General features: G+C 74.7%; 20 protein-coding genes. 5 read left to right on the top strand and 15 right to left on the bottom strand.

The genetic code is table 11. The annotated features are described in order from the left end of the window. Nucleotides 1–3 precede the first annotated feature (3 nt). Both ABD976_RS13350 and ABD976_RS13345 read left to right on the top strand, forming a co-directional pair. Complete coding sequence (locus ABD976_RS13350) at nucleotides 4–477, top strand: (2Fe-2S)-binding protein (protein WP_345362754.1); 474 nt, start codon at nucleotides 4–6, stop codon at nucleotides 475–477. Next, complete coding sequence (locus tag ABD976_RS13345) at nucleotides 474–1,295, top strand: FAD binding domain-containing protein (RefSeq protein ID WP_345362751.1); 822 nt, start codon at nucleotides 474–476, stop codon at nucleotides 1,293–1,295. The genes ABD976_RS13350 and ABD976_RS13345 overlap by 4 nt, the downstream gene beginning before the upstream one ends. A 334-nt stretch (nucleotides 1,296–1,629) precedes the next feature. On the opposite strand, the gene ABD976_RS13340 is transcribed toward ABD976_RS13345, so the two are convergent. The 10 genes from ABD976_RS13340 to ABD976_RS13295 form a co-directional block, all read right to left on the bottom strand. Next, entirely contained in the window at nucleotides 1,630–2,058 is a 429-nt protein-coding gene (locus ABD976_RS13340) for a DUF3995 domain-containing protein (protein ID WP_345362748.1), read from the bottom strand. A 93-nt stretch (nucleotides 2,059–2,151) separates the two neighbouring features. Then, nucleotides 2,152–2,967: an inositol monophosphatase family protein gene (locus ABD976_RS13335; RefSeq protein WP_345362745.1), complete on the bottom strand. Its 816-nt coding sequence runs from the start codon at nucleotides 2,965–2,967 to the stop codon at nucleotides 2,152–2,154. Then, the gene (locus ABD976_RS13330) at nucleotides 2,964–4,154 is read right to left on the bottom strand and encodes an alpha-D-ribose 1-methylphosphonate 5-triphosphate diphosphatase (RefSeq protein WP_345362742.1); all 1,191 of its coding nucleotides are present in this window, start codon (nucleotides 4,152–4,154) and stop codon (nucleotides 2,964–2,966) included. Before ABD976_RS13330 ends, ABD976_RS13335 begins: the two co-directional genes overlap by 4 nt. Further along, the gene (locus ABD976_RS13325) at nucleotides 4,151–4,894 is read right to left on the bottom strand and encodes a phosphonate C-P lyase system protein PhnL (RefSeq protein ID WP_345362739.1); all 744 of its coding nucleotides are present in this window, start codon (nucleotides 4,892–4,894) and stop codon (nucleotides 4,151–4,153) included. The genes ABD976_RS13330 and ABD976_RS13325 overlap by 4 nt, the downstream gene beginning before the upstream one ends. Nucleotides 4,895–4,899: 5 nt before the next feature. Further along, the gene (locus ABD976_RS13320) at nucleotides 4,900–6,696 is read right to left on the bottom strand and encodes an alpha-D-ribose 1-methylphosphonate 5-phosphate C-P-lyase PhnJ (RefSeq protein WP_345362736.1); all 1,797 of its coding nucleotides are present in this window, start codon (nucleotides 6,694–6,696) and stop codon (nucleotides 4,900–4,902) included. Next, a complete protein-coding gene (locus ABD976_RS13315) occupies nucleotides 6,693–7,799 on the bottom strand; it encodes a carbon-phosphorus lyase complex subunit PhnI (RefSeq protein ID WP_345362733.1) in 1,107 nt (368 codons plus the stop codon). Before ABD976_RS13315 ends, ABD976_RS13320 begins: the two co-directional genes overlap by 4 nt. Next, the gene (phnH, locus tag ABD976_RS13310; protein WP_345362730.1) at nucleotides 7,799–8,344 is read right to left on the bottom strand and encodes a phosphonate C-P lyase system protein PhnH; all 546 of its coding nucleotides are present in this window, start codon (nucleotides 8,342–8,344) and stop codon (nucleotides 7,799–7,801) included. The genes ABD976_RS13315 and phnH overlap by 1 nt, the downstream gene beginning before the upstream one ends. Further along, nucleotides 8,344–8,763 (bottom strand): phosphonate C-P lyase system protein PhnG, encoded by a 420-nt coding sequence (locus ABD976_RS13305; RefSeq protein WP_345362727.1) that lies wholly within the window; start codon nucleotides 8,761–8,763, stop codon nucleotides 8,344–8,346. Before ABD976_RS13305 ends, phnH begins: the two co-directional genes overlap by 1 nt. Beyond that, entirely contained in the window at nucleotides 8,760–9,494 is a 735-nt protein-coding gene (locus ABD976_RS13300) for a GntR family transcriptional regulator (protein WP_345362724.1), read from the bottom strand. Before ABD976_RS13300 ends, ABD976_RS13305 begins: the two co-directional genes overlap by 4 nt. 137 nt (nucleotides 9,495–9,631) lie before the next feature. Next, nucleotides 9,632–10,561 (bottom strand): phosphate/phosphite/phosphonate ABC transporter substrate-binding protein, encoded by a 930-nt coding sequence (locus ABD976_RS13295; protein WP_345362721.1) that lies wholly within the window; start codon nucleotides 10,559–10,561, stop codon nucleotides 9,632–9,634. A gap of 161 nt (nucleotides 10,562–10,722) precedes the next feature. Here ABD976_RS13295 and ABD976_RS13290 point away from each other — a divergent pair, with 161 nt between their 5' ends. Continuing rightward, nucleotides 10,723–11,592 (top strand): DUF72 domain-containing protein, encoded by an 870-nt coding sequence (locus ABD976_RS13290; protein WP_345363013.1) that lies wholly within the window; start codon nucleotides 10,723–10,725, stop codon nucleotides 11,590–11,592. Here ABD976_RS13290 and ABD976_RS13285 read toward each other — a convergent pair. From ABD976_RS13285 to ABD976_RS13275, 3 genes are all read right to left on the bottom strand, one after another. Next, nucleotides 11,571–12,641, bottom strand: coding sequence for a hypothetical protein (locus tag ABD976_RS13285; RefSeq protein ID WP_345362718.1), 1,071 nt, complete (start codon nucleotides 12,639–12,641; stop codon nucleotides 11,571–11,573). The genes ABD976_RS13290 and ABD976_RS13285 overlap by 22 nt on opposite strands. Nucleotides 12,642–12,762: 121 nt before the next feature. After that, complete coding sequence (locus ABD976_RS13280) at nucleotides 12,763–13,503, bottom strand: protein phosphatase 2C domain-containing protein (protein ID WP_345362715.1); 741 nt, start codon at nucleotides 13,501–13,503, stop codon at nucleotides 12,763–12,765. Nucleotides 13,504–13,625: 122 nt separating this feature from the next. Continuing rightward, a complete protein-coding gene (locus tag ABD976_RS13275; RefSeq protein ID WP_345362712.1) occupies nucleotides 13,626–14,063 on the bottom strand; it encodes an RrF2 family transcriptional regulator in 438 nt (145 codons plus the stop codon). 117 nt (nucleotides 14,064–14,180) lie between these two features. On the opposite strand from ABD976_RS13275, the gene ABD976_RS13270 reads away from it, so the two are divergent. Then, nucleotides 14,181–15,287, top strand: a complete 1,107-nt coding sequence (locus ABD976_RS13270) for an NADH:flavin oxidoreductase (RefSeq protein ID WP_345362709.1) — start codon at nucleotides 14,181–14,183, stop codon at nucleotides 15,285–15,287. 194 nt (nucleotides 15,288–15,481) lie between these two features. Here ABD976_RS13270 and ABD976_RS13265 read toward each other — a convergent pair whose 3' ends face one another. After that, complete coding sequence (locus ABD976_RS13265) at nucleotides 15,482–15,973, bottom strand: GNAT family N-acetyltransferase (protein ID WP_369775560.1); 492 nt, start codon at nucleotides 15,971–15,973, stop codon at nucleotides 15,482–15,484. Nucleotides 15,974–16,029: 56 nt separating this feature from the next. Here ABD976_RS13265 and ABD976_RS13260 point away from each other — a divergent pair, with 56 nt between their 5' ends. Beyond that, the gene (locus ABD976_RS13260; RefSeq protein WP_345362706.1) at nucleotides 16,030–16,635 is read left to right on the top strand and encodes a flavoprotein; all 606 of its coding nucleotides are present in this window, start codon (nucleotides 16,030–16,032) and stop codon (nucleotides 16,633–16,635) included. Here the strand turns inward: ABD976_RS13260 and ABD976_RS13255 are convergent, their stop codons facing one another. After that, entirely contained in the window at nucleotides 16,636–17,133 is a 498-nt protein-coding gene (locus ABD976_RS13255) for a GNAT family N-acetyltransferase (RefSeq protein ID WP_345362703.1), read from the bottom strand. Nucleotides 17,134–17,205: the final 72 nt, after the last annotated feature.

The following is a 17,205-nucleotide window of genomic DNA, read 5'->3' as shown; positions in this document are numbered from 1 at the left end:
GCAGTGCACGTCAAGATCAACGTCAACGGCGAGCAGCAGAGCCACGAGGTCGAGGACCGCACCCTGCTCGTGCACTACGTCCGGGAGAACTGCGGCCTCACCGGCACCAACGTCGGCTGCGACACCACCTCGTGCGGCGCCTGCACGGTGCTGCTCGACGGCGAGTCGGTGAAGTCCTGCACGGTGCTGGCCGCGCAGGCCGACGGCCGCTCGGTCACCACCATCGAGGGCCTGGCCGACGGCGAGGAGCTGCACCCGATGCAGCGCTCCTTCCAGCAGCACCACGGCCTGCAGTGCGGGTTCTGCACGCCGGGCATGGTGCTGGCCTCGGTGTCGCTGGTGGCGGAGAACCCCACGCCGACCGAGGCCGAGATCCGGTCCGGCCTGGAGGGCAACCTCTGCCGCTGCACCGGGTACCACAACATCGTCGAAGCCGTGCGCGCCGCGGCCGAGGAGAAGTCCGGAGCCGTCGAATGATCCCCGCCGCGTTCACCTACCGCAAGGCCGCGACCGTCGAGGAGGCGCTGGGCCTGCTCGCCGAGCACGGCGACGACGCCAAGCTGCTGGCGGGCGGGCATTCCCTGCTGCCGCTGATGAAGCTGCGGCTGGCCGTGCCCGAGGTGCTCGTCGACGTCGGCGGCATCACCGCGCTGTCGCACATCACCGACGACGGCGAGCGGGTCCGGATCGGGGCGCTGACCCGGCACCACGACGTGGCGACCTCCGAGCTGCTGACCGCCGAGATCCCGCTGCTCGCGCACGCCGCGGGCACCATCGGCGACCCGCAGATCCGGCACCGGGGCACCGTCGGCGGTTCGGTCGCGCACGGCGACCCGGCCTCGGACCTGCCCGCCGTGCTGCTGGCCCTGGACGCGGTGTTCGTCCTGCAAGGACCGTCGGGCACCCGCGAGGTGGCGGCGACGGAGTTCTTCACCGACTTCTTCGAGACCGCGCTCGGCGAGGACGAGCTGCTGATCGAGATCGCGGTGGCCAAGACCCGGGGCCAGGGCTGGGACTTCCAGAAGTTCACCCGGCGGGCGATCGACTGGGCGATGGTCGGCGTGGCGGTCGCGGGCGACCGGGTGGCGCTGATCAACATGGCGTCGACGCCGGTGCGGGCGCGCGGCGTCGAGGAGGCCCTGGCCGGTGGCGCGTCCGCCGCCGAGGCCGCCGAGCGCGCCGCCGACGGCACCTCCCCGCCGGACGAGCCGGGCGCCAGCGCCGAGTACCGACGCCACCTGGCGAAGGTCCTCACCCGCCGAGCCCTGGAGGCGGCCACCACCCGAGCCACCTGACCCGTCCGGCGCCCAACCCGATCCGGCGCCCTAGCCCGCCCGGCTGATCGACACCCAGGTGAGGGGCACCCTTGTCCCAGTTACTCGGTCAAGGGTGCCCCTCACTCACGTCACGAACGGGTGAGAGCGAGCTGAGTGAGGGGCACCCTGTACCAAGTGACGTGGTACAGGGTGCCCCTCACCTGCCACCCGTCCGTGTGAGGCTGCCCCTCACCAACCGGGGCCCTCACGCACCCGGGCCCCTCACTCACCCGGGCCCCTCACTCACCCGGGACCCTCAGTCACCCCGGGACCCTCAGTCACCCCGGGACCCTCACTCACCCGGGGGCCCTAGTCAGCGGGGGCGGAGGGTGCGGGCCACTGCGAGGTGGAGGAGGCCGCCGAGGAGCCAGATCGGGCCCCACAGCCAGACGTAGTGGACGTGGTTCGGCCCGGCCTCGACGCCCGGGAGCGCGCCCGCCACCACCAAGGCGTTGCCGACCGTCTCGTAGAGCCCGTACAGGGTGAGCACGACCCCGACGCCGAGGGCGATGCCGCGCGCGGCCGGGCGGGAGCGGCGGAGGTCCCGGCGGACGGCCACGACCAGCGCGATCGCACCGAGCAGCACCTTGATCGCGGCGGCGGCGAGGTTCACCGGGCCGATGCCCATCGCGTCCTCCACCGGGTGCAGCCCGGTCCGGCCGCCGAGGGCCCAGAACACGTTCAGCCCGGCGAACCCGAACGCCCACACCGCCGCCGCCCAGCCGGGCCACCTCCGCACCACGTTCCGCTCCCTCCGCCGCTCCCGACCGATGGTGCCAGCGGCGGGTCAGCCCAGCACCGAATCAGCCCGGCACCGGATCAGCCCGGCGCCGGATCAACCCAGCGCGGCGGTGAGCAGCTCCTCGCCCAGCTCCGGGGTGGCCGCGACGACGCCGGACCACCGCCGGTGCAGGTCCGGGTCGATCTCCAGCGCCCGGCCGTGCAGGTCCAGCACCACCCCGCCCGAGGCGGGCAGCATGACCAGCGCGGCGGCGAGGTCCACGATCCGGTGGGTGTCGGATCCGGCGTCGAGGAACGCGTCGGTGGAGCCCTCCGCGACCAGCGCCGCCTCCAGGCAGCTCGTGGACAGGATGCGGATCCGGCCCGCCCGGCGGCTGATCCGCCACCACGGCTCGGCGTTGCGCTCGTGCGGGCGCAGCAGGCTCACCGCCGCGCCGTCGAGCTCGCGGCGCCCGGTGGTGCGGTAGCCGGTCGGCCGGCCCGCCACCGCGTGCCAGCAGCGTCCGGTGTCCAGCCAGCAGGTCAGGGCTTCGACCGGGGCGCCGTCGACGGCCAGCGTCCCGGCGAAGGCCGACAGCGGCACCCCGGCGGCGGCGTTGGCGGTGCCGTCCACCGGATCGGCCACCAGCGTCGTGGCCGAACCCCGGTCGACGAAGCCGATCTCCTCGCTGAGCAGGTTCACCCGGTGTTCCTCGGCGACCTCCGCGATGGCGGCCTCGACCAGCAGGTCCAGCCGCATCGAGGCGGTGCCGTCGGCGCCGGTCCGCCCGGTCTCGGCGAGCCGGGCGCGGGTGAACTCCGCGCGCGCCCGCCGGAACGCCGCCGAGGCGGCCTTCGCCGCCCCGGCCAGCACCGGGTGCGCCTCGCTCGGCACCACCGGGTCGGGGGTGGGCCAGCCGATCAGGCTCATCGGTTCCCCCCGTTCAGCACGGCGCGCACCACCGGCCAGTCCGGACCCCGCTCGACCAGGGCGAGGTCGGCGCGCAGCCCCTCGGCCAGGCGGCCCCGGTCGGCGAGCCCGGCGACCTCGGCGGGTCCGGTGGTGACCAGGCCCAGCGCCGCGGGCAACCCGACCTCCCCGGCCAGCGCGAACGCGGCGGCCAGCAGCCCGGAGGGCAGGTAGTCCGAGGCCAGCGCGGTGACCAGGCCGCGGGCGACCAGCTCGCGGGCCGAGACGTTGCCGGAGTGCGAGCTGCCGCGCAGCGCGTTCGGCGCCCCGGCCACCACCGGCAGCCCGTGCTCCCGGGCGGCCTCGGCGGCGGCGACCGTGGTCGGGAACTCCGCGACCGCACCGCCCCGGGTGCACAGCGCCGCGACCTCCTCGGCCGACTCCGGGTCGTGCCCGAGCAACCGGATCCGCCCGGCGCGGGCCAGCCCGCCGAGCCAGCCGAGGCTGGCCTCCCGCACGTCGAGGCGGCTCGCCCGCTCGGCGGTGAGGTCGGTGACGTGCTGCCGGGCCTGCTCCGGCGACATGCCGTCGGCGCCGATCAGGTACTCCGCCATCTTCTCCGGGTCGGCGTACTGGCCGATGCCCGGCGTGTGGTCCTCGTGCGAGACCAGCGCGACGCCATCGGCCCCGTCGAGCTCGGCGGCCAGCGCTTCCGCCCCGGCGTCGGACCGGACGTCGAGCCGGTACAGCACCCGGTGGTCCACGACGGAGCCGTCCCGCTGCCCCACCGCCGCGCACAGGTCGTGGGCGTTGCGCACCGACCGGTCACCGACGCCGCGGGCGTTGCCGTTCTGGAACGACGCGCCGTGGAAGGTGGTGGTGACCGCTGCCGCCCGCAGCTTGCCCTCCAGCGACAGCAGCGCGAAGTCCCACGGCAGCTCCGCCGACGGGCGCGGGGCGCGTTCCCGCTCCAGCGCGTCGCTGTGCACGTCGACCAGCCCGGGCAGGCAGAGCAGGCCGCCACCGTCCACATCGCACCCGGTGGCCGCCGGGTGCGGGCCGACCTCGGCGATCCGCCCGCCGCGCACCACGATCCGCGCGTCGTCCAGCAGCCGGTCGGGCAGCACCGCCCGGACGTGCCCGAGCACGTAGTCCCGCGGCGTGGCGGCCAGCGACCAGCCGGTGACCTGTTCCGTCGCGCTGCTCATGCCGCCGCCCCCAGCACCTCGGCGGGCGATCCGACCCGCGCGATCCGTCCCCCGGCCATCTCGACGACCCGCGTCGCCAGCCGCCGCATGGCGTCGAGGTCGTGGAACACCGCCAGCACCGCGACGCCCTGACCGCTCAGCGAGCCGATCAGCTCCAGGGCGCGTTCCCGGTTCGCCGGGTCCAGCGCCGAGACCGGTTCGTCGAGCAGCAGCAGGCGCGGCGGCCGGACGGTGCCCGCGGCGAGGTTCACCCGCTGCCGCTCCCCGCCGGAGAGCACGCCGCAGTCCACGTCCCACAGCGCCTCGTCGAGCCCGAGGCGGTGCAGCGCGTCGCCGGCGGCCTCGCGGGCCTCGGCGCGGTCCAGCCCGCGGCGGCGGGCCGCGGTGGCCACCACCTCCAGCGGACCGGTGCGCGGCGGGGCGGCGAGGAACTGCGAGACGTAGCCGAGCGCCCGCCCGCGCAGCCGGGCCAGCGCCCGGTCGGGCAGCGCGGTCAGCTCGACCGGGCCGCCGTCGGCGTGCAGCACCACGCTGCCCGCGTCCGGCAGGTAGCTGCGCTGGACGCAGCGCAGCAGGCTGGACTTGCCCGCCCCGCTGGGGCCGGCGACGGCGACGTGCTCGCCCGCCGCCACGTCGAGGTCCACGCCGTGCAGCGAGACCGAGGTCCGGCCGTCGATGGTGTGCAGCGTGAAGGACTTGCGCAGACCGCGCACGGTCAGCACCGGGTCGTCGGGGATCACCGGGTTCACCTCCGGGCCGCGGCCACGAGCCGCTGGGTGTAGGGGTGGTGCGGGTCGGCGAAGAGCTGGTCGGTCAGCCCCTGCTCGACGACCCGGCCGAGCTGCATGACGAGGCTGCGGTCGGTCAGCGCCTCGATCACCGCGAAGTCGTGGCTGACCACCACCGCGGCGATGTCGCGTTCGGCGAGCAGCCCGCGCAGCAGGTCCAGCACCCCGGCGGCGACGGAGGCGTCGAGGCCGGTGGTGGGCTCGTCGAGCAGCAGCACCGGCGGTTCGGTGGCCAGCGCCTTGGCGATCTGCACCCGCTGGCGCATCCCGCCGGAGAAGGTGGCGACCGGATCGTCCATCCTGGACAGCGGGACCTCGACCCGGTCGAGCAGTTCGGCGGCGCGCTCCCGGATCGCCCGGAACCCGCGCCAGCCCGCGGCGGTGAGCCGCTCGGCGACGTTGCCGCCCGCGGTGACCCGCAGGTCCAGCCCGGCCGAGGGGTCCTGGTAGACGACCGACATGGTGTCCACCCGCAGCTTGCGCCGCCGCGCCCGGTCCAGGCCGAGCACGTCGGTGCCCCCGCCGTCGACCGCCGCCAGCCGGACCGCGCCGCCGGTCGGGGCGTCGTCGCCGATGACGCAGCGCAGCACCGTGGACTTGCCGGAACCGGACTCGCCGATCAGGCCGAGGGCCTCCCCGGGCGCGACGTCGAAGGACACGTCCCAGGCGGCGACCACCGCGCCGGTGCCGGGGCTGACCGCGGTGCCGTGCTCCGGTCCGGTGCCGGGCACCGCCGCCGCGCCGCCGGGCCCGTGCACCTTGCCGATGCCGTCGACCCGCAGCGTCCACTCCGGACCGTCCGGGTCGCGCGGCGGCGGCGCGGTGACCGGCCGCTCCCGCACCGCCACCGGGCCGGGGCGCGGGGCGCGGGCCGCGTGCGCCTCGACGTCGGCGTCCCCGGCGGTCACCCGGGTGCACCAGTCGGAGTCGCTGCACACGTAACCACCGTCGCCGCCCTCGACCAGGAAGCTGTGCTCGCTGCCGCAGTAGGAGCACCGGGCGCCGGGCACCCGCTCCACCTCGAACGGCACGTCGTCGAAGGTCAGCGGCACCACGTCGGTGTGCGGCGGGATCGCGTAGAGGCGCTTCTCCCGGCCCGCGCCGTAGAGGTTGAGGTGCGCGCACCGGTCCAGCTTCGGCACGTCCCAGCGCGGCACCGGGCTGGTCGCCACCACGTAGCGCCCGTCGACCAGCACCGGGTAGCCGGTGGACTTGGTGATGACGCCGTTGCGGACCAGGTCCTCGTAGAGGCTGACCCACATCGCCGAGTAGTCGTCCTCGGCGTGCATCCGGTCGCACTCGGCGACCGACTTCTGCACGCCGCGCAGCGGTTCGGGCACCGGCACCTGGTAGACCAGCACCTGCCCGGGCCCGAGCGGTTCCTCCGGGATGCGGTGGCGGGTCTGGATGACGGTGGCGTTGCGGGTGTCGGTGTCGGCACCGCAGCCGGTGGTGCTGGCGATCATCCGCCGCAGGTTCACCGCGTTGACGCCGCCGTCGTCGCCCTGGTCGATCACCTTCACCACGTCCTGCTCGCCGATCACCGAGAGGGTGACCTGGAGGCCGCCGGAACCCCAGCCGCGGGCCACCGGCATCTCCCGGGAACCGAACGGCACCTGGTAGCCGGGCACGCAGACGGCGGTCAGCGCGGCGCGCCGGATCTCGCGCTTGGCGCCCTCGTCGAGCAGGCCGCCGTCCAGCGCGGTCTCCCCGGCGAGCTCCCGGACCGCGAGCGCGTCGGATGTCGTGGTCATCGGCATTCCTCTCCGAACGGTTCCGGCGCCCGCTCGGCCGCGTCGGCGGCCTGCCGGGTCGCGGTCTTGCGGTCCACCATCGACCGGAACGTCACGTAGTGCGGCAGCTTGAGGTGTTCGAGGAAGCCACCGGAATCGAGGCCGTCGGTGGTCAGCAGCAGGAGCTGCTCCAGCGCGCTGCCGGATTCGGTGCGGCGCCAGGCGATGTCCAGGTTGGCCATCGCGATGGCCTTGCGCTCGTTGTGCCCGAAGCACAGGCCGTAGCCGACGTCGAACTTGGTGCGGTCCTCGTCGGCGCCGTCGAGGTCCTCGATGCCCTCGGCCTCGGTCACCCGGATCCGCCCGATCTCCACCGGCCGCCCGGTGTGCGGGTGGGTGATGGACAGCCCGACCCGGCCGTGCCGGGTGTCGCCGAGGGTGATCTCGTGGACGTCGCCGTCGGGCCCGAGGATCGACCGGTACCAGAGCCCGACCAGGGCGCCGGTCTCGGCGCGCGCCATGCTGGCCAGGATCGCCGAGCGCGGCGCCGGGGTCCGGGGCGCCCGGCGGGTGATGTCGAACGGCTCCGGGTCGTCCTCGGGATCGGGGTGCTGCACGACCAGGTCGAGCTCGGCCAGCAGCCGGTAGAAGCGGCGCGGGTGGCGCTGCTCGTCGGTGCGCGGCTGCGGCTGCCCGGCCTCGGCGGGCACCGGCGCCGGGCGCTCCCGCGGGCGCTCCAGCAATCGACCGGTGTAGTCGGTGGTGCGGCCCAGCAGCTGCGGACCGCCGGGGGTGCGGTGGGCCGGGACGATCCGGCGCAGCACCACCATCCGGTCCGGGTCGACGGGTTCGGTCACGGCCAGCTTGGGCAGCGTGGAGCGGTGCGCGCGGACCAGGTGCGCGGCCTCCAGCACGTCGCCCTCGGCCTGCCGGAACGCGTCGGCGGCGATGCCTTCGTCGTAGAGCCCGGCCTCGCCCATGATGCGGTCGACGGCGAGCCGGAAGCGCCGCGCGATCTGCTCGGTCCCGGCCCACTCCACCGGCGCGTCGTCGCGGCGGCGGCGGACCAGCCGTTCGGCGGCGAGGATGGCGTCCATCCCGCCTCGGACACCGGAATACCCCATCAGGCACCTCCTTCGATCCGGGTCGAGCGCGGCAGTCCGAGCACCGCGCCCGACCGGGTCACCAGCAGCAGGTCGCGGCCGGCCGGGAAGTCGGCCGCCGCGCGCCGCCGCTCGGCGAAGTCCGCGGGCAGCCCGGCGATCCGGACCTCCCGCGCCCCGTCGACCCCGGGGCCGCTGAGCCGCAGCGCCGGGCCGTCGTCGAACCCGTCCGCGGCCAGGGCGACCAGCGCCCCGCGCTCTGGCGCGGCGGCGGACCCGACCGGCAGCCCGGACAGGTCCGGCCCGTCCAGCGCCGCCAGCGCGGCGCGCTCCCGCTCGACCAGCGGTGCTCCGGTGACCGCGCGCACCGGGTCGGCCCACTCCGACCGCGCCACGTGCACCGGGGTCTCCAGGTCGGACAGCGCCAGCACCGGCAGCAGCACCGCCGGGAAGGGCGTCTCGGGCAGCCGGGTCACCTCGCCGGGCCGGGACAGCGCGTCCAGCACGGCGCGGAAGACGAGCTGGTTCTGCCGTGGCGCCAGCGCCACGACCGGGCTCGCGGTCATCACAGCTCCTCGAATTCGACGATCGTGGGGGCCAGTTCGGCCCACTCCGCCTCCTCGGCGGCGCGGTGCCGGTCGGCCACCCGCAGGCACAGCTCCTCGACCTCGGCGGCCAGCGCGGCATCGGCCTCGGCGGCGGCGTCGAGGAGCGCGGCGGCCAGCGTCGCGGGCCGGTCGTCGCCCAGCCGCATCGCCCACCCGCGCGCACCGCGCAGCTCGACCTCGGCGCGGCAGGCGAGCACGTCGCCGAGCAGGAACCGCTCCCGCACCACCGGCTCCCTGACCTGCACCGACACGCAGCCGACCTCGGGGGCGCGCAGCACCGAGGGAGGTGCGGCGCCGGCGAGGCACCGGTCGGCGAGGTCGATGACCTCGTCGGGTTCGGCGACCGCGAGCAACGCGGTGCGCTCTTCCCTGTTCACGTGACCTCCGGGGAGAAGTAGGGCCCGTCCATCTCGACGACGATCCGGGCGGAATCGGGACGCGACCAGGAGTGGCTGGACAGCAGCGGGACACCGGAGTCGGCGTCCCGGCTGAGGCTCTCGACGAGCCACACCGGTCGGCAGGACTCGGTGCCCAGGCCCGCGGCGACCGCCGCGTCGGGCAACGCGTAGCTGACCCGGCACCAGGCCCGCACCGGCCGGACCCCGCTCATCTGGCGCAGGATCGAGTCGACCGACTCCACGGCGTGCACCGCGAGGTCCACGTCGGCGAGCACGTCGGCCGGGATCCACTCGTTGGACCACCCGCTGAGCAGCTCGTCGATGTAGTACTGGCGGACCAGCAGCGTCGCGGGGCTGCCGGGCGGGCGTTCCAGCCGTTCGGCCGCGTCCTCGGGCAGCGGGGCCCGCCGCACGTCGCGGACCAGCGACCTCGGCTCGGCGCCCGCCTCGCGCACCGTCTGGTGCCAGGAGGGCGCGCGACGTTGCGAGATCGCGTAATCGATGCGGCGGTTGACGAAGGTGCCCGCGCCGCGCACCCGCCGCACCAGCAGCCGGCTCTCCAGCTCCTGCACTGCGGCGCGGGCCGCCGCCCGGCCGACGCCGAAGCGCTCGGCGATCTCGTGCTCGCTGGCGATGCGGGTGCCCGCGGGCAGGGCCGCGAGCTCGGTCGCGAGCTCGTCGGCCATCTCCAGGTACCGGCTTCTGACCACGTACGACAGCGTGGCCCGGGGCCTTGTCCGGACAACTTCAGCCGGACCAACGCCCCGGGCCCCGGAGGTGAACAACGCAGCAGCTTGTCACCGGTTCGACAGCCGCACCGCCACGCCAGGTGAGTCCGGCACCACCTTCAGCCGCCGGTGCACTGCTTGTCCCTGGTGACCGCGCAGACGTCTCGGACGCTGTTGAAGGTCGCGTCGTCGACGGGCGTGAAGCCCCAGTAGCCGCTGATCTGGCACTCGCCCTCGCAGTAGCCGTGCTGCCGCAGGTAGTCGGCGTTGGCGTCCCGGAAACCGTCGGTGAGGGCCTGCTTCACCGCCGGGTCGAGGTCGTCGGAGATCGCCGCGGGCGAGCCCGGGATCATCTCCGACTTCCACACCACGCGCAGGTCACCGGGCTTGATGGCGCCTTGGGCGGGCAGCAGCTCGTTGATCATGGTGTCGGTGGCGAACCCGGCGTCGCACTGGCCGCTGGCCACCCCGAGCGCGGAGGCGTCGTGCCCACCGGCCATCACGGCCTGCACGTCGCGGTCCGCGTTCACCCCCGCTTCGGCCAGCCCGGCCTTCGGGTAGAGGTAGCCGGAGGTGGAGTTCGGGTCGACGAAGCACACCGTCTTGCCCTTGAGGTCCGCGAGGCTCCGGATCGGCGAGTCCTTGGGCACCACCCCGAAGGACTGGTAGCCCGGCGGCTTGCCCTTGCCCTCGGTCTGGGCGCCGACCGGGGTGATCGACACCCCGTTGTTGCGCGCCACCACGTAGGACAGCGGTCCGTACATCGCGATGTCGATCTTGCCGCTGCGCTGGCCCTCGATGACCGCCGCGTAGTCGGTCGCCTTCTCCATCCGGATCTGCTTGCCGGTCCGGTCCTCCAGCATCCGGATCAGCGGCTCGAAGTCCTGCTCCAGGCTCGTGGACTCCTCGGACGGGATGGAGGCGAACACCAGTTCGCCCGAATCGCCCGCGCCGCCCTGGGTCGCGGCACTGGGGCCGCACCCGGTCAGCAGCGCCAGCGGCAGCACGGCACCGGCGAGCAGTCGGACTCGCCGTGGAACGTCGAACATGCCTGGTCCTCCCTTGGGTGTCGGCGCCAGCCTGAACACCGCAGGTGAGAGGGCACCCCGATCGAGGTTGCCGGAGCCCGAACACCGGACGACGGTCCGGCGAAGCTGACCCGACAGGTAGCGACGGCGGGAGAACGGGTACGTGCAGGTTCGTGGAGCACTTGCGGATCGGCACCTCGGGGTGGGTCTACGCGCCGTGGCACGGCGACTTCTACCCGCCCGACCTGCGACGCGGCGGCGAGCTGGCGCACCTGTCCGGCCGGATGAACTCGGCCGAGATCAACGCGTCCTTCTACTCGCTGCAACGGCCCCGGCACTTCCGCGCGTGGGCGGCGGCGACCCCGGCGGACTTCGTGTTCGCGGTGAAGGGCAGCCGCTACATCACGCACCTGAAGAAGCTGCGCGGGGCGGAGACGGCGCTGGCGAACTTCCTGGCCTCCGGGGTGCTGGCGCTGGGCCCCAAGCTCGGCCCCCTGCTGTGGCAGCTCCCGCCCTCGCTGCGCTTCGACGCCGACCGGATGGCGGAGTTCTTCGCGCTGCTGCCGCGCACCACCGGCCGCGCCGCCGACCTCGCCGCCCGGCACGACGAGCGGGTGACCGAGCACGCGCTGCCCCGGGGCGGCCGGAGCAGACCCGTGCGGCACGCCGTCGAGGTGCGCCACCCCAGCTTCGCCACCCCGGAAGCCGTCGCGCTGTTCCGGGAGCACGGCATCGCGCTGGTGGTGGCCGACACCGCGGGTCACTGGCCGTACCTGGAGGACATCACCGCCGAGCACGTCTACGTCCGGCTGCACGGCGACGAGGAGCTCTACACCAGCGGTTACACCGCCGAAGCGCTGGACAGGTGGGCGTGGCTGATCGACGCGTGGCGGCGCGGCGAGAGCCCGCGCACCGAGCGCACCGCCGCCGAGCCCGCACCGCCGTCCGGCCCGCGCGAGGTGTTCGTCTACTTCGACAACACCGCCGCCGGGCGCGCCCCGCACGACGCGATGGCGCTCGCGCGGCGGCTTCAGGCGCTCTCGGCGCCGTAGCGGTCGCGGACCTTGGTGGCCAGCTCGTGCTGCCCGTTGTCCTCCAGCACCCGCGCGACCTGGCCGCCCAGCCGGGCCCGCTCCGCGTCCTCCGGCGAGGTGACCTCGATGAACGAGAACACCTGCTGCTCGATGTCACCGCCGCCGTTGGTGCCGGGCTCCACGGACATCTCGTGCTGGAAGGCGCGGAACAGCGTCGGCTGCTGGGCGCCGTCGGCGTCCCGGAGGTCGCCGAGGTGGGCGGGGTTGATGAAGCTCCACCGCGCGGCCGGTTCCTCCGGCGGCCGGGTGTCGTGCGCGGCGGCGGTGAGCTTGCGCAGGTCGTCGATGCTGCCGACGACCTCGGGCATCCGGTCCTCGTTGCGCGCCAGCCACCACACCACCGCGCTGCCCGGGTTCTTCAGCACGTCCTCGCCCAGGTAGGCGCGCTTCTTGCGCTCGTAGTCGCGCTCGCGCTCCCACACCTCCTGCTCCTTGCGGACCTCGGCGAGCCGGTGCAGCCGGTCGGCGTCGGCGGTCGGCAGCGACAACCGCACGTCCACCGCCCAGGTCTCCACCCGCCCCGACGGGTCGGCGCGCACCACGCCGAGCGCGGCGGCGAGCCGGTGCCGGGCCAGCTCGGTGTCCCCGGCGACCGCGGTGGCGGCGATCTTGCCCGCCTGCTCCAGCAGCACGTCGGCGGCGAGCCCGGCCGGGTGGGCGTGCGGCAGCCCCGGCGCGTCCGGCAGCGGGCGCCAGTGCACGGTGGCCGAGAACAGGAAGGAGTAGTCCGGCTCGGCCGAGCGCAGCCGGATCCCGGTCACCGCGTGCTGCTCCGGTTCGGGCGCCGGCTCCGGGCGCACCGGTTCCGGCGGCACGATCGGGACCTCCTTGCTGGTGCGCAGCCGCAGCAGCGCGAACGGCAGCACCACCGACGGTCCGATCAGCGTCACCACGCCCAGCGGCAGCCACACCCACAGCGGCCACCCGTAGCGCACCCCGACCACGGCCCACAGCGCGGCGCCGAACGCCGACGCCACCCGCATCGCGGTCACCTGATCCCGATTCATCCGGCTGGCTCCCGTCCGATTCCCGGTATTCGCCCCACTCCTGTACCGCGAAGGCGGGGCCCGGGGGAGGTCTCAGCGCCCAAATCCCCACGATCAGAGCAAGCGCCGGTCGCGCGGGTGACTACCCGGTGAACCGGACCAGGGCGGCGGTGAGGTCGTCGTGGCGCTTGCCCGGGCGGTGCGGATCGGCGTCCTCGGCCGCGCGCACCCGCCGCCGCAGCAGCTCCGGCCCTCCCCCGTCGAGCAGGTCCAGCAGCGCGGTCCAGTCCCCGAGCCCGAACCGGTCGACCCAGCGGGCGGCACCGTCGCTGAGCACCGCGGCCCGACCCAGCTCGGCGACCGGGACGGCACCGGTCAGCGCGTGCCGGGCGGCCTCCGGATCGGTGCCCGCCACCCAGAACCCGCCCTCGCGGTTGCGCCAGTGCTCCACGGCGGCGATCGTGCGCTCCGGCAACCGGTCCACCCGGTCGTCGAGGACCACCGCGACCTCCCCGGCGATCTCCAGCACCACGGGGCTGTCCGCCAGCACCAGGTACTCGACGGACCCGCCGCGCCTGCGCAGCAGCGAGGCGGTGCTCGACGGGCTCCACGAGTTGGTCAGGTCGCATTCCGGGTGCGCGCGCCGCGCGGCCTCGATGGCCTCGGCGAGCAGGTCGTCGAGCGGCGCGTCCGACCGGGTCAGCCCCGCGGCCAGCGCCGCCGCGAGCTGCCGCACCAGCCACGGCACGTCGTGCGCGCAACCGGTCTCGACGCCGGGCTGCTCGGTCGCGCCGTCGAGCACCACCACCCAGTCCGGCCCGGCCAGCGCGCAGTCCTCGTTCACCGCCCCGGGCGCCGCCCAGCTCCCCAGCTCAACCCGCACCCCCGCAGCCTGCCACGGGCCCCGCACCAGCGCCGCGAGCGGTGACCGGACCGGCCACCCGACCCGCCGCGGGCTTGGGTGAGGGGCCACCTTCATCCGGCATGGTCGGATGAAGGTGCCCCTCACTCAGTTCGCGGGCGGTGCGCCAGGCGGTGCAGTTCCCGGACGCCGTCGGCGAGGGTGCGGGAGCCGAGCGCGTCGAGCACCGCGCGCTCGGCTTCGGCGGTGAGGTCGGCGAAGAACTCGGTGGTGTGCGCGGTGACGAGGCACACGTGCTCGCCCTCCGGTCGGCACGCCCACAGCGGTTTGTCGCCGACCGCGCAGCGGTAGACCTCGGCGAGCGTGATCTCCTCCGCGGGCCGCGCGAGCCGGGTGCCGCCGCCGCGGCCCTTGGTGGTCTCGACCAGCCCGTCCCGCACGAGCGGGGCCAGCAGCTTGCGGACCAGGCTCGGGTTCGTGTTCAGCCCCTCGGCGAGCTGGGCGGAGCTGTGCACCCGCTGCTCCTCGGTCGCCAAGAGCAGCATCACCTGCAGGGCGCTGGAGAACCTGATGTCCAGCACGGCGGCGCACCTCCTCCCGGGTCGGCTCCGCAGCGTACCCGCACCGCGCGGTTGCACTCCCGGGGAGAAAATGTATCTTGAACAAGTACATTTCTTCCGGCGCACGTCAGGAGCAGCATGTCCACTCGCGCGGCCCAGGCCCTCGCCCGCCCCTTCACGTTGGGCTCCGCCGAACTGCCGAACCGGATCGTCATGGCCCCGATGACCCGCGGCCACTCCCCCGGCGGCATCCCCGGTGCGGACGTCGCCGCCTACTACGCCCGGCGCGCGGCGGCGGGCACCGGCTTGATCATCACCGAAGGCACCTACGTCGACCACCCCTCCGCCGGGGACATGGCGAGCGTGCCGCGCTTCCACGGGGAGCAGCAGCTCGCCGGGTGGGAACGGGTGGTCTCGGCCGTGCACGCCGAGGGCGGCCGGATCATGCCGCAGCTCTGGCACGTCGGCATCCAGCGCGCGGCCGGGAGCCCGCCGTTCCCGGACGCGCCCTCGGTCGGACCGTCGGGCATCGCGCTGGACGGCACGGCGGGCGCCGGTGCACCGCTCACCCTCGCCGACGTCGAGGCGATCGTCCGCGCCTTCGCCGACGCGGCGCGGGAAGCCGAGCGGATCGGGTTCGACGGCGTGGAGCTGCACGGCGCGCACGGCTACCTGATCGACCAGTTCCTGTGGGAGCGCACCAACCGCCGCACCGACGACTACGGCGCGGAGCGCACCCGGTTCGCCGCCGACGTCATCGCCGCCGTCCGCGAGCAGGTCGCGGCCGACTTCCCCGTCGTGCTGCGCTTCTCGCAGTGGAAGGCGGACAACTACGGCGCCAAGCTCGCCACCGGACCCGACGAGCTGGCCGCCGTGCTCGCCCCGCTGGCCGACGCCGGGGTGACCGCCTTCCACGCCTCCGGCCGCCGCTACTGGGAACCCGAGTTCCCCGAGTCCGGCTCCGACCTGAACGTGGCCGGCTGGACCAAGAAGCTCACCGGCAAGCCGGTCATCACGGTGGGTTCGGTCGGCCTGGACGCCGTCTTCGACCCCGCCGCCCTCACCGCCGACGCCCGGGTGGACAGCGTCGAACGGCTGCTGGAACGCCTGGACCGCGACGAGTTCGACCTCGTCGCGGTCGGCAGGGCGCTGCTGGCCGACCCGGAATGGGCGCGGAAGGTCCTCGAGGGCAAGGAGAACGAGCTCATCCCCTACAGCAAGGAAGCCGTCGCCACCCTGCACTGACACCCCAACCCAGGTGCGGACCGCTTTCGCATGTCCTGCGGAGCGGTGCGGGTGACGCCGCGTGCCCGACGGTGGTGACGCTCGCGCGAGCGGTGAGCTCCTCGCTTTTCGAGGTGAGGGGCACCCTTGTCCGAGTTACTTGGGCAAGGGTGCCCCTCACTCACGACTCGTTCGGGTGAGGCCGAGGGGCGGGTTCAGAAGCGGCAGTACATGACGTGCAGCCCGACGCGGCCCAGCTCCGGGTGCTCGAACGCCTCCGGGACGGTGCCGATCACCTCGAAACCGTACCGCTCGTACAGCCGCACCGCGCCGGTGTTGGACTCCACGACGGCGTTGAACTGCATCCCGGCGAACCCGCGCGCCCGCGCCCACGCCAGCGCGTGCCGGACCAGCGCGTCGCCGATGCCGCGCCCGCGCGCCTCGGCGGCCACCATGAAGCTCGCCGTGGAGACGTGGGCGCCCGGCCCCTCGCGGTTCGGCCCCATCTTCGCGGTGCCGAGCACCCGGCCGTCCTCGACGGCGACGACGGTGACCGCGGGCGGCACCTCGATCCACCCCCGCGCCGCGGCCTCGTCCATCGCCGGGTCGTAGGCGAACGTGTCGGCCGCCCGCACCACCTCCCGGACGATCCGCCACACCCCGGGCCAGTCCTGTTCCTCGAACTCCCTGATCAGCACGTGCTGCACTCCACCACCGCACCCGCATCGTTGCCAAGTCCGGCCTCCTCCGCCACGATCGACCGGTGAGCGCGCACCCGCAGCACGACGATCCCGCACCGCCGCGTCGCGGGGCGGGCACCCGGACGCTGGGGCTGATCGTGTCGGCGGCCGGCGGGGCGGAGCGGATCCGTTCGGCCCTGGTGGTCCCGGCGATCGAGCGCGGCTGGCGGGTGGCGGTGACGCTGACCCCGACGGCGGGGAGCTGGCTGGCCGACAGCGGCGAGATCGAGGCGATCGCGGCGGTCACCGGCCTGCCGTGCCGGGTCGCGCCCCGGATGCCGACGCAGCAGCCGCCGCACCCGCCGATCGACTGCTTCCTGGTCTGCCCGGCCTCGGCGAACACGATCAGCAAGCTCGCGCTGGGCATCGGCGACAGCCAGGCGCTGACCACCGCGTGCGAGGCGATCGGGGCCCGCACCGCGCCGGTCGTGGTGTTCCCCAAGGTCAACGCCGCGCACGTCGGCCACCCGGCCTGGCAGTCGCACCTCACCGCGCTGCGCCGGGCGGGCGTGCGCCTGCTGCTCGGCGACGAGTTCTGGCCGCTGCACCCGCCGCGCAGCGCCCCGGTGCGGGACCTGCCGTGGCGCAAGATCCTCGGCGTGCTGGACGACCTCGTCCCGGCCCGCTGATCAGCTCCGGAGCAGCAGCACGGCGTACTCGTCACCGGGCCGGGCGTCCTGCCGGACCAGTCCGGCGCGCTCGGCGACCCGGATCGCCGCGGTGTTGCCCGGCCGGGTCTCCACCAGCACCGGCCAGCCGGGGCGGGCCTCGGCCCCGGCGGCGATCGCCTCCCGCGCGACCTCGGTCGCGATCCCGCGCCCCCACCACCCGGGATCGACCCGGTAGTACAGGTTCCAGCAGCGCTGCCCGCGCCACTCCTTCGGCTGCACCCCGCCGAAGCCGACGACCCGGTCCGCGCACTCGACGGCCCAGTAGCCCAGCGGGCCGTCGGCCCACGCCCGGACGAACGCGTCGAGGAACCGCGCGGACTCGTCCCGGTGCGGAGCGGCCCGCGGCGGCACTTCCCGGGCCCGCAGCGCGGTCTCCAACCCGACGAACGCGTCGAGGTCCGCTCCCCGCACCGGCCGCAGCCGCAGCCGCCCGGTGGTCCGCTCGATCGACACCATCCGCCGACGGTACCGGCTCGGCGGCGCCAGATAGAGTCAACTACTCTGCTACTAAGATCGCTTACGTACCGT

The sequence above is a fragment of the Saccharopolyspora cebuensis genome, assembly GCF_039542665.1.
Classification (GTDB): domain Bacteria; phylum Actinomycetota; class Actinomycetes; order Mycobacteriales; family Pseudonocardiaceae; genus Saccharopolyspora; species Saccharopolyspora cebuensis.
This window is presented reverse-complemented; position numbering and strand designations above follow the sequence as displayed.

Coding starts and splice junctions, on each gene's coding strand:
- ABD976_RS13295 (WP_345362721.1), bottom strand. CDS start 10,561: ATGTTCGACGTTCCACGGCGAGTCCGACTGCTCGCCGGTGCCGTGCTG.
- ABD976_RS13285 (WP_345362718.1), bottom strand. CDS start 12,641: ATGAATCGGGATCAGGTGACCGCGATGCGGGTGGCGTCGGCGTTCGGC.
- ABD976_RS13315 (WP_345362733.1), bottom strand. CDS start 7,799: ATGGGGTATTCCGGTGTCCGAGGCGGGATGGACGCCATCCTCGCCGCC.
- ABD976_RS13345 (WP_345362751.1), top strand. CDS start 474: ATGATCCCCGCCGCGTTCACCTACCGCAAGGCCGCGACCGTCGAGGAG.
- phnH (WP_345362730.1), bottom strand. CDS start 8,344: ATGACCGCGAGCCCGGTCGTGGCGCTGGCGCCACGGCAGAACCAGCTC.
- ABD976_RS13255 (WP_345362703.1), bottom strand. CDS start 17,133: ATGGTGTCGATCGAGCGGACCACCGGGCGGCTGCGGCTGCGGCCGGTG.
- ABD976_RS13270 (WP_345362709.1), top strand. CDS start 14,181: ATGTCCACTCGCGCGGCCCAGGCCCTCGCCCGCCCCTTCACGTTGGGC.
- ABD976_RS13330 (WP_345362742.1), bottom strand. CDS start 4,154: ATGAGCAGCGCGACGGAACAGGTCACCGGCTGGTCGCTGGCCGCCACG.
- ABD976_RS13335 (WP_345362745.1), bottom strand. CDS start 2,967: ATGAGCCTGATCGGCTGGCCCACCCCCGACCCGGTGGTGCCGAGCGAG.
- ABD976_RS13320 (WP_345362736.1), bottom strand. CDS start 6,696: ATGACCACGACATCCGACGCGCTCGCGGTCCGGGAGCTCGCCGGGGAG.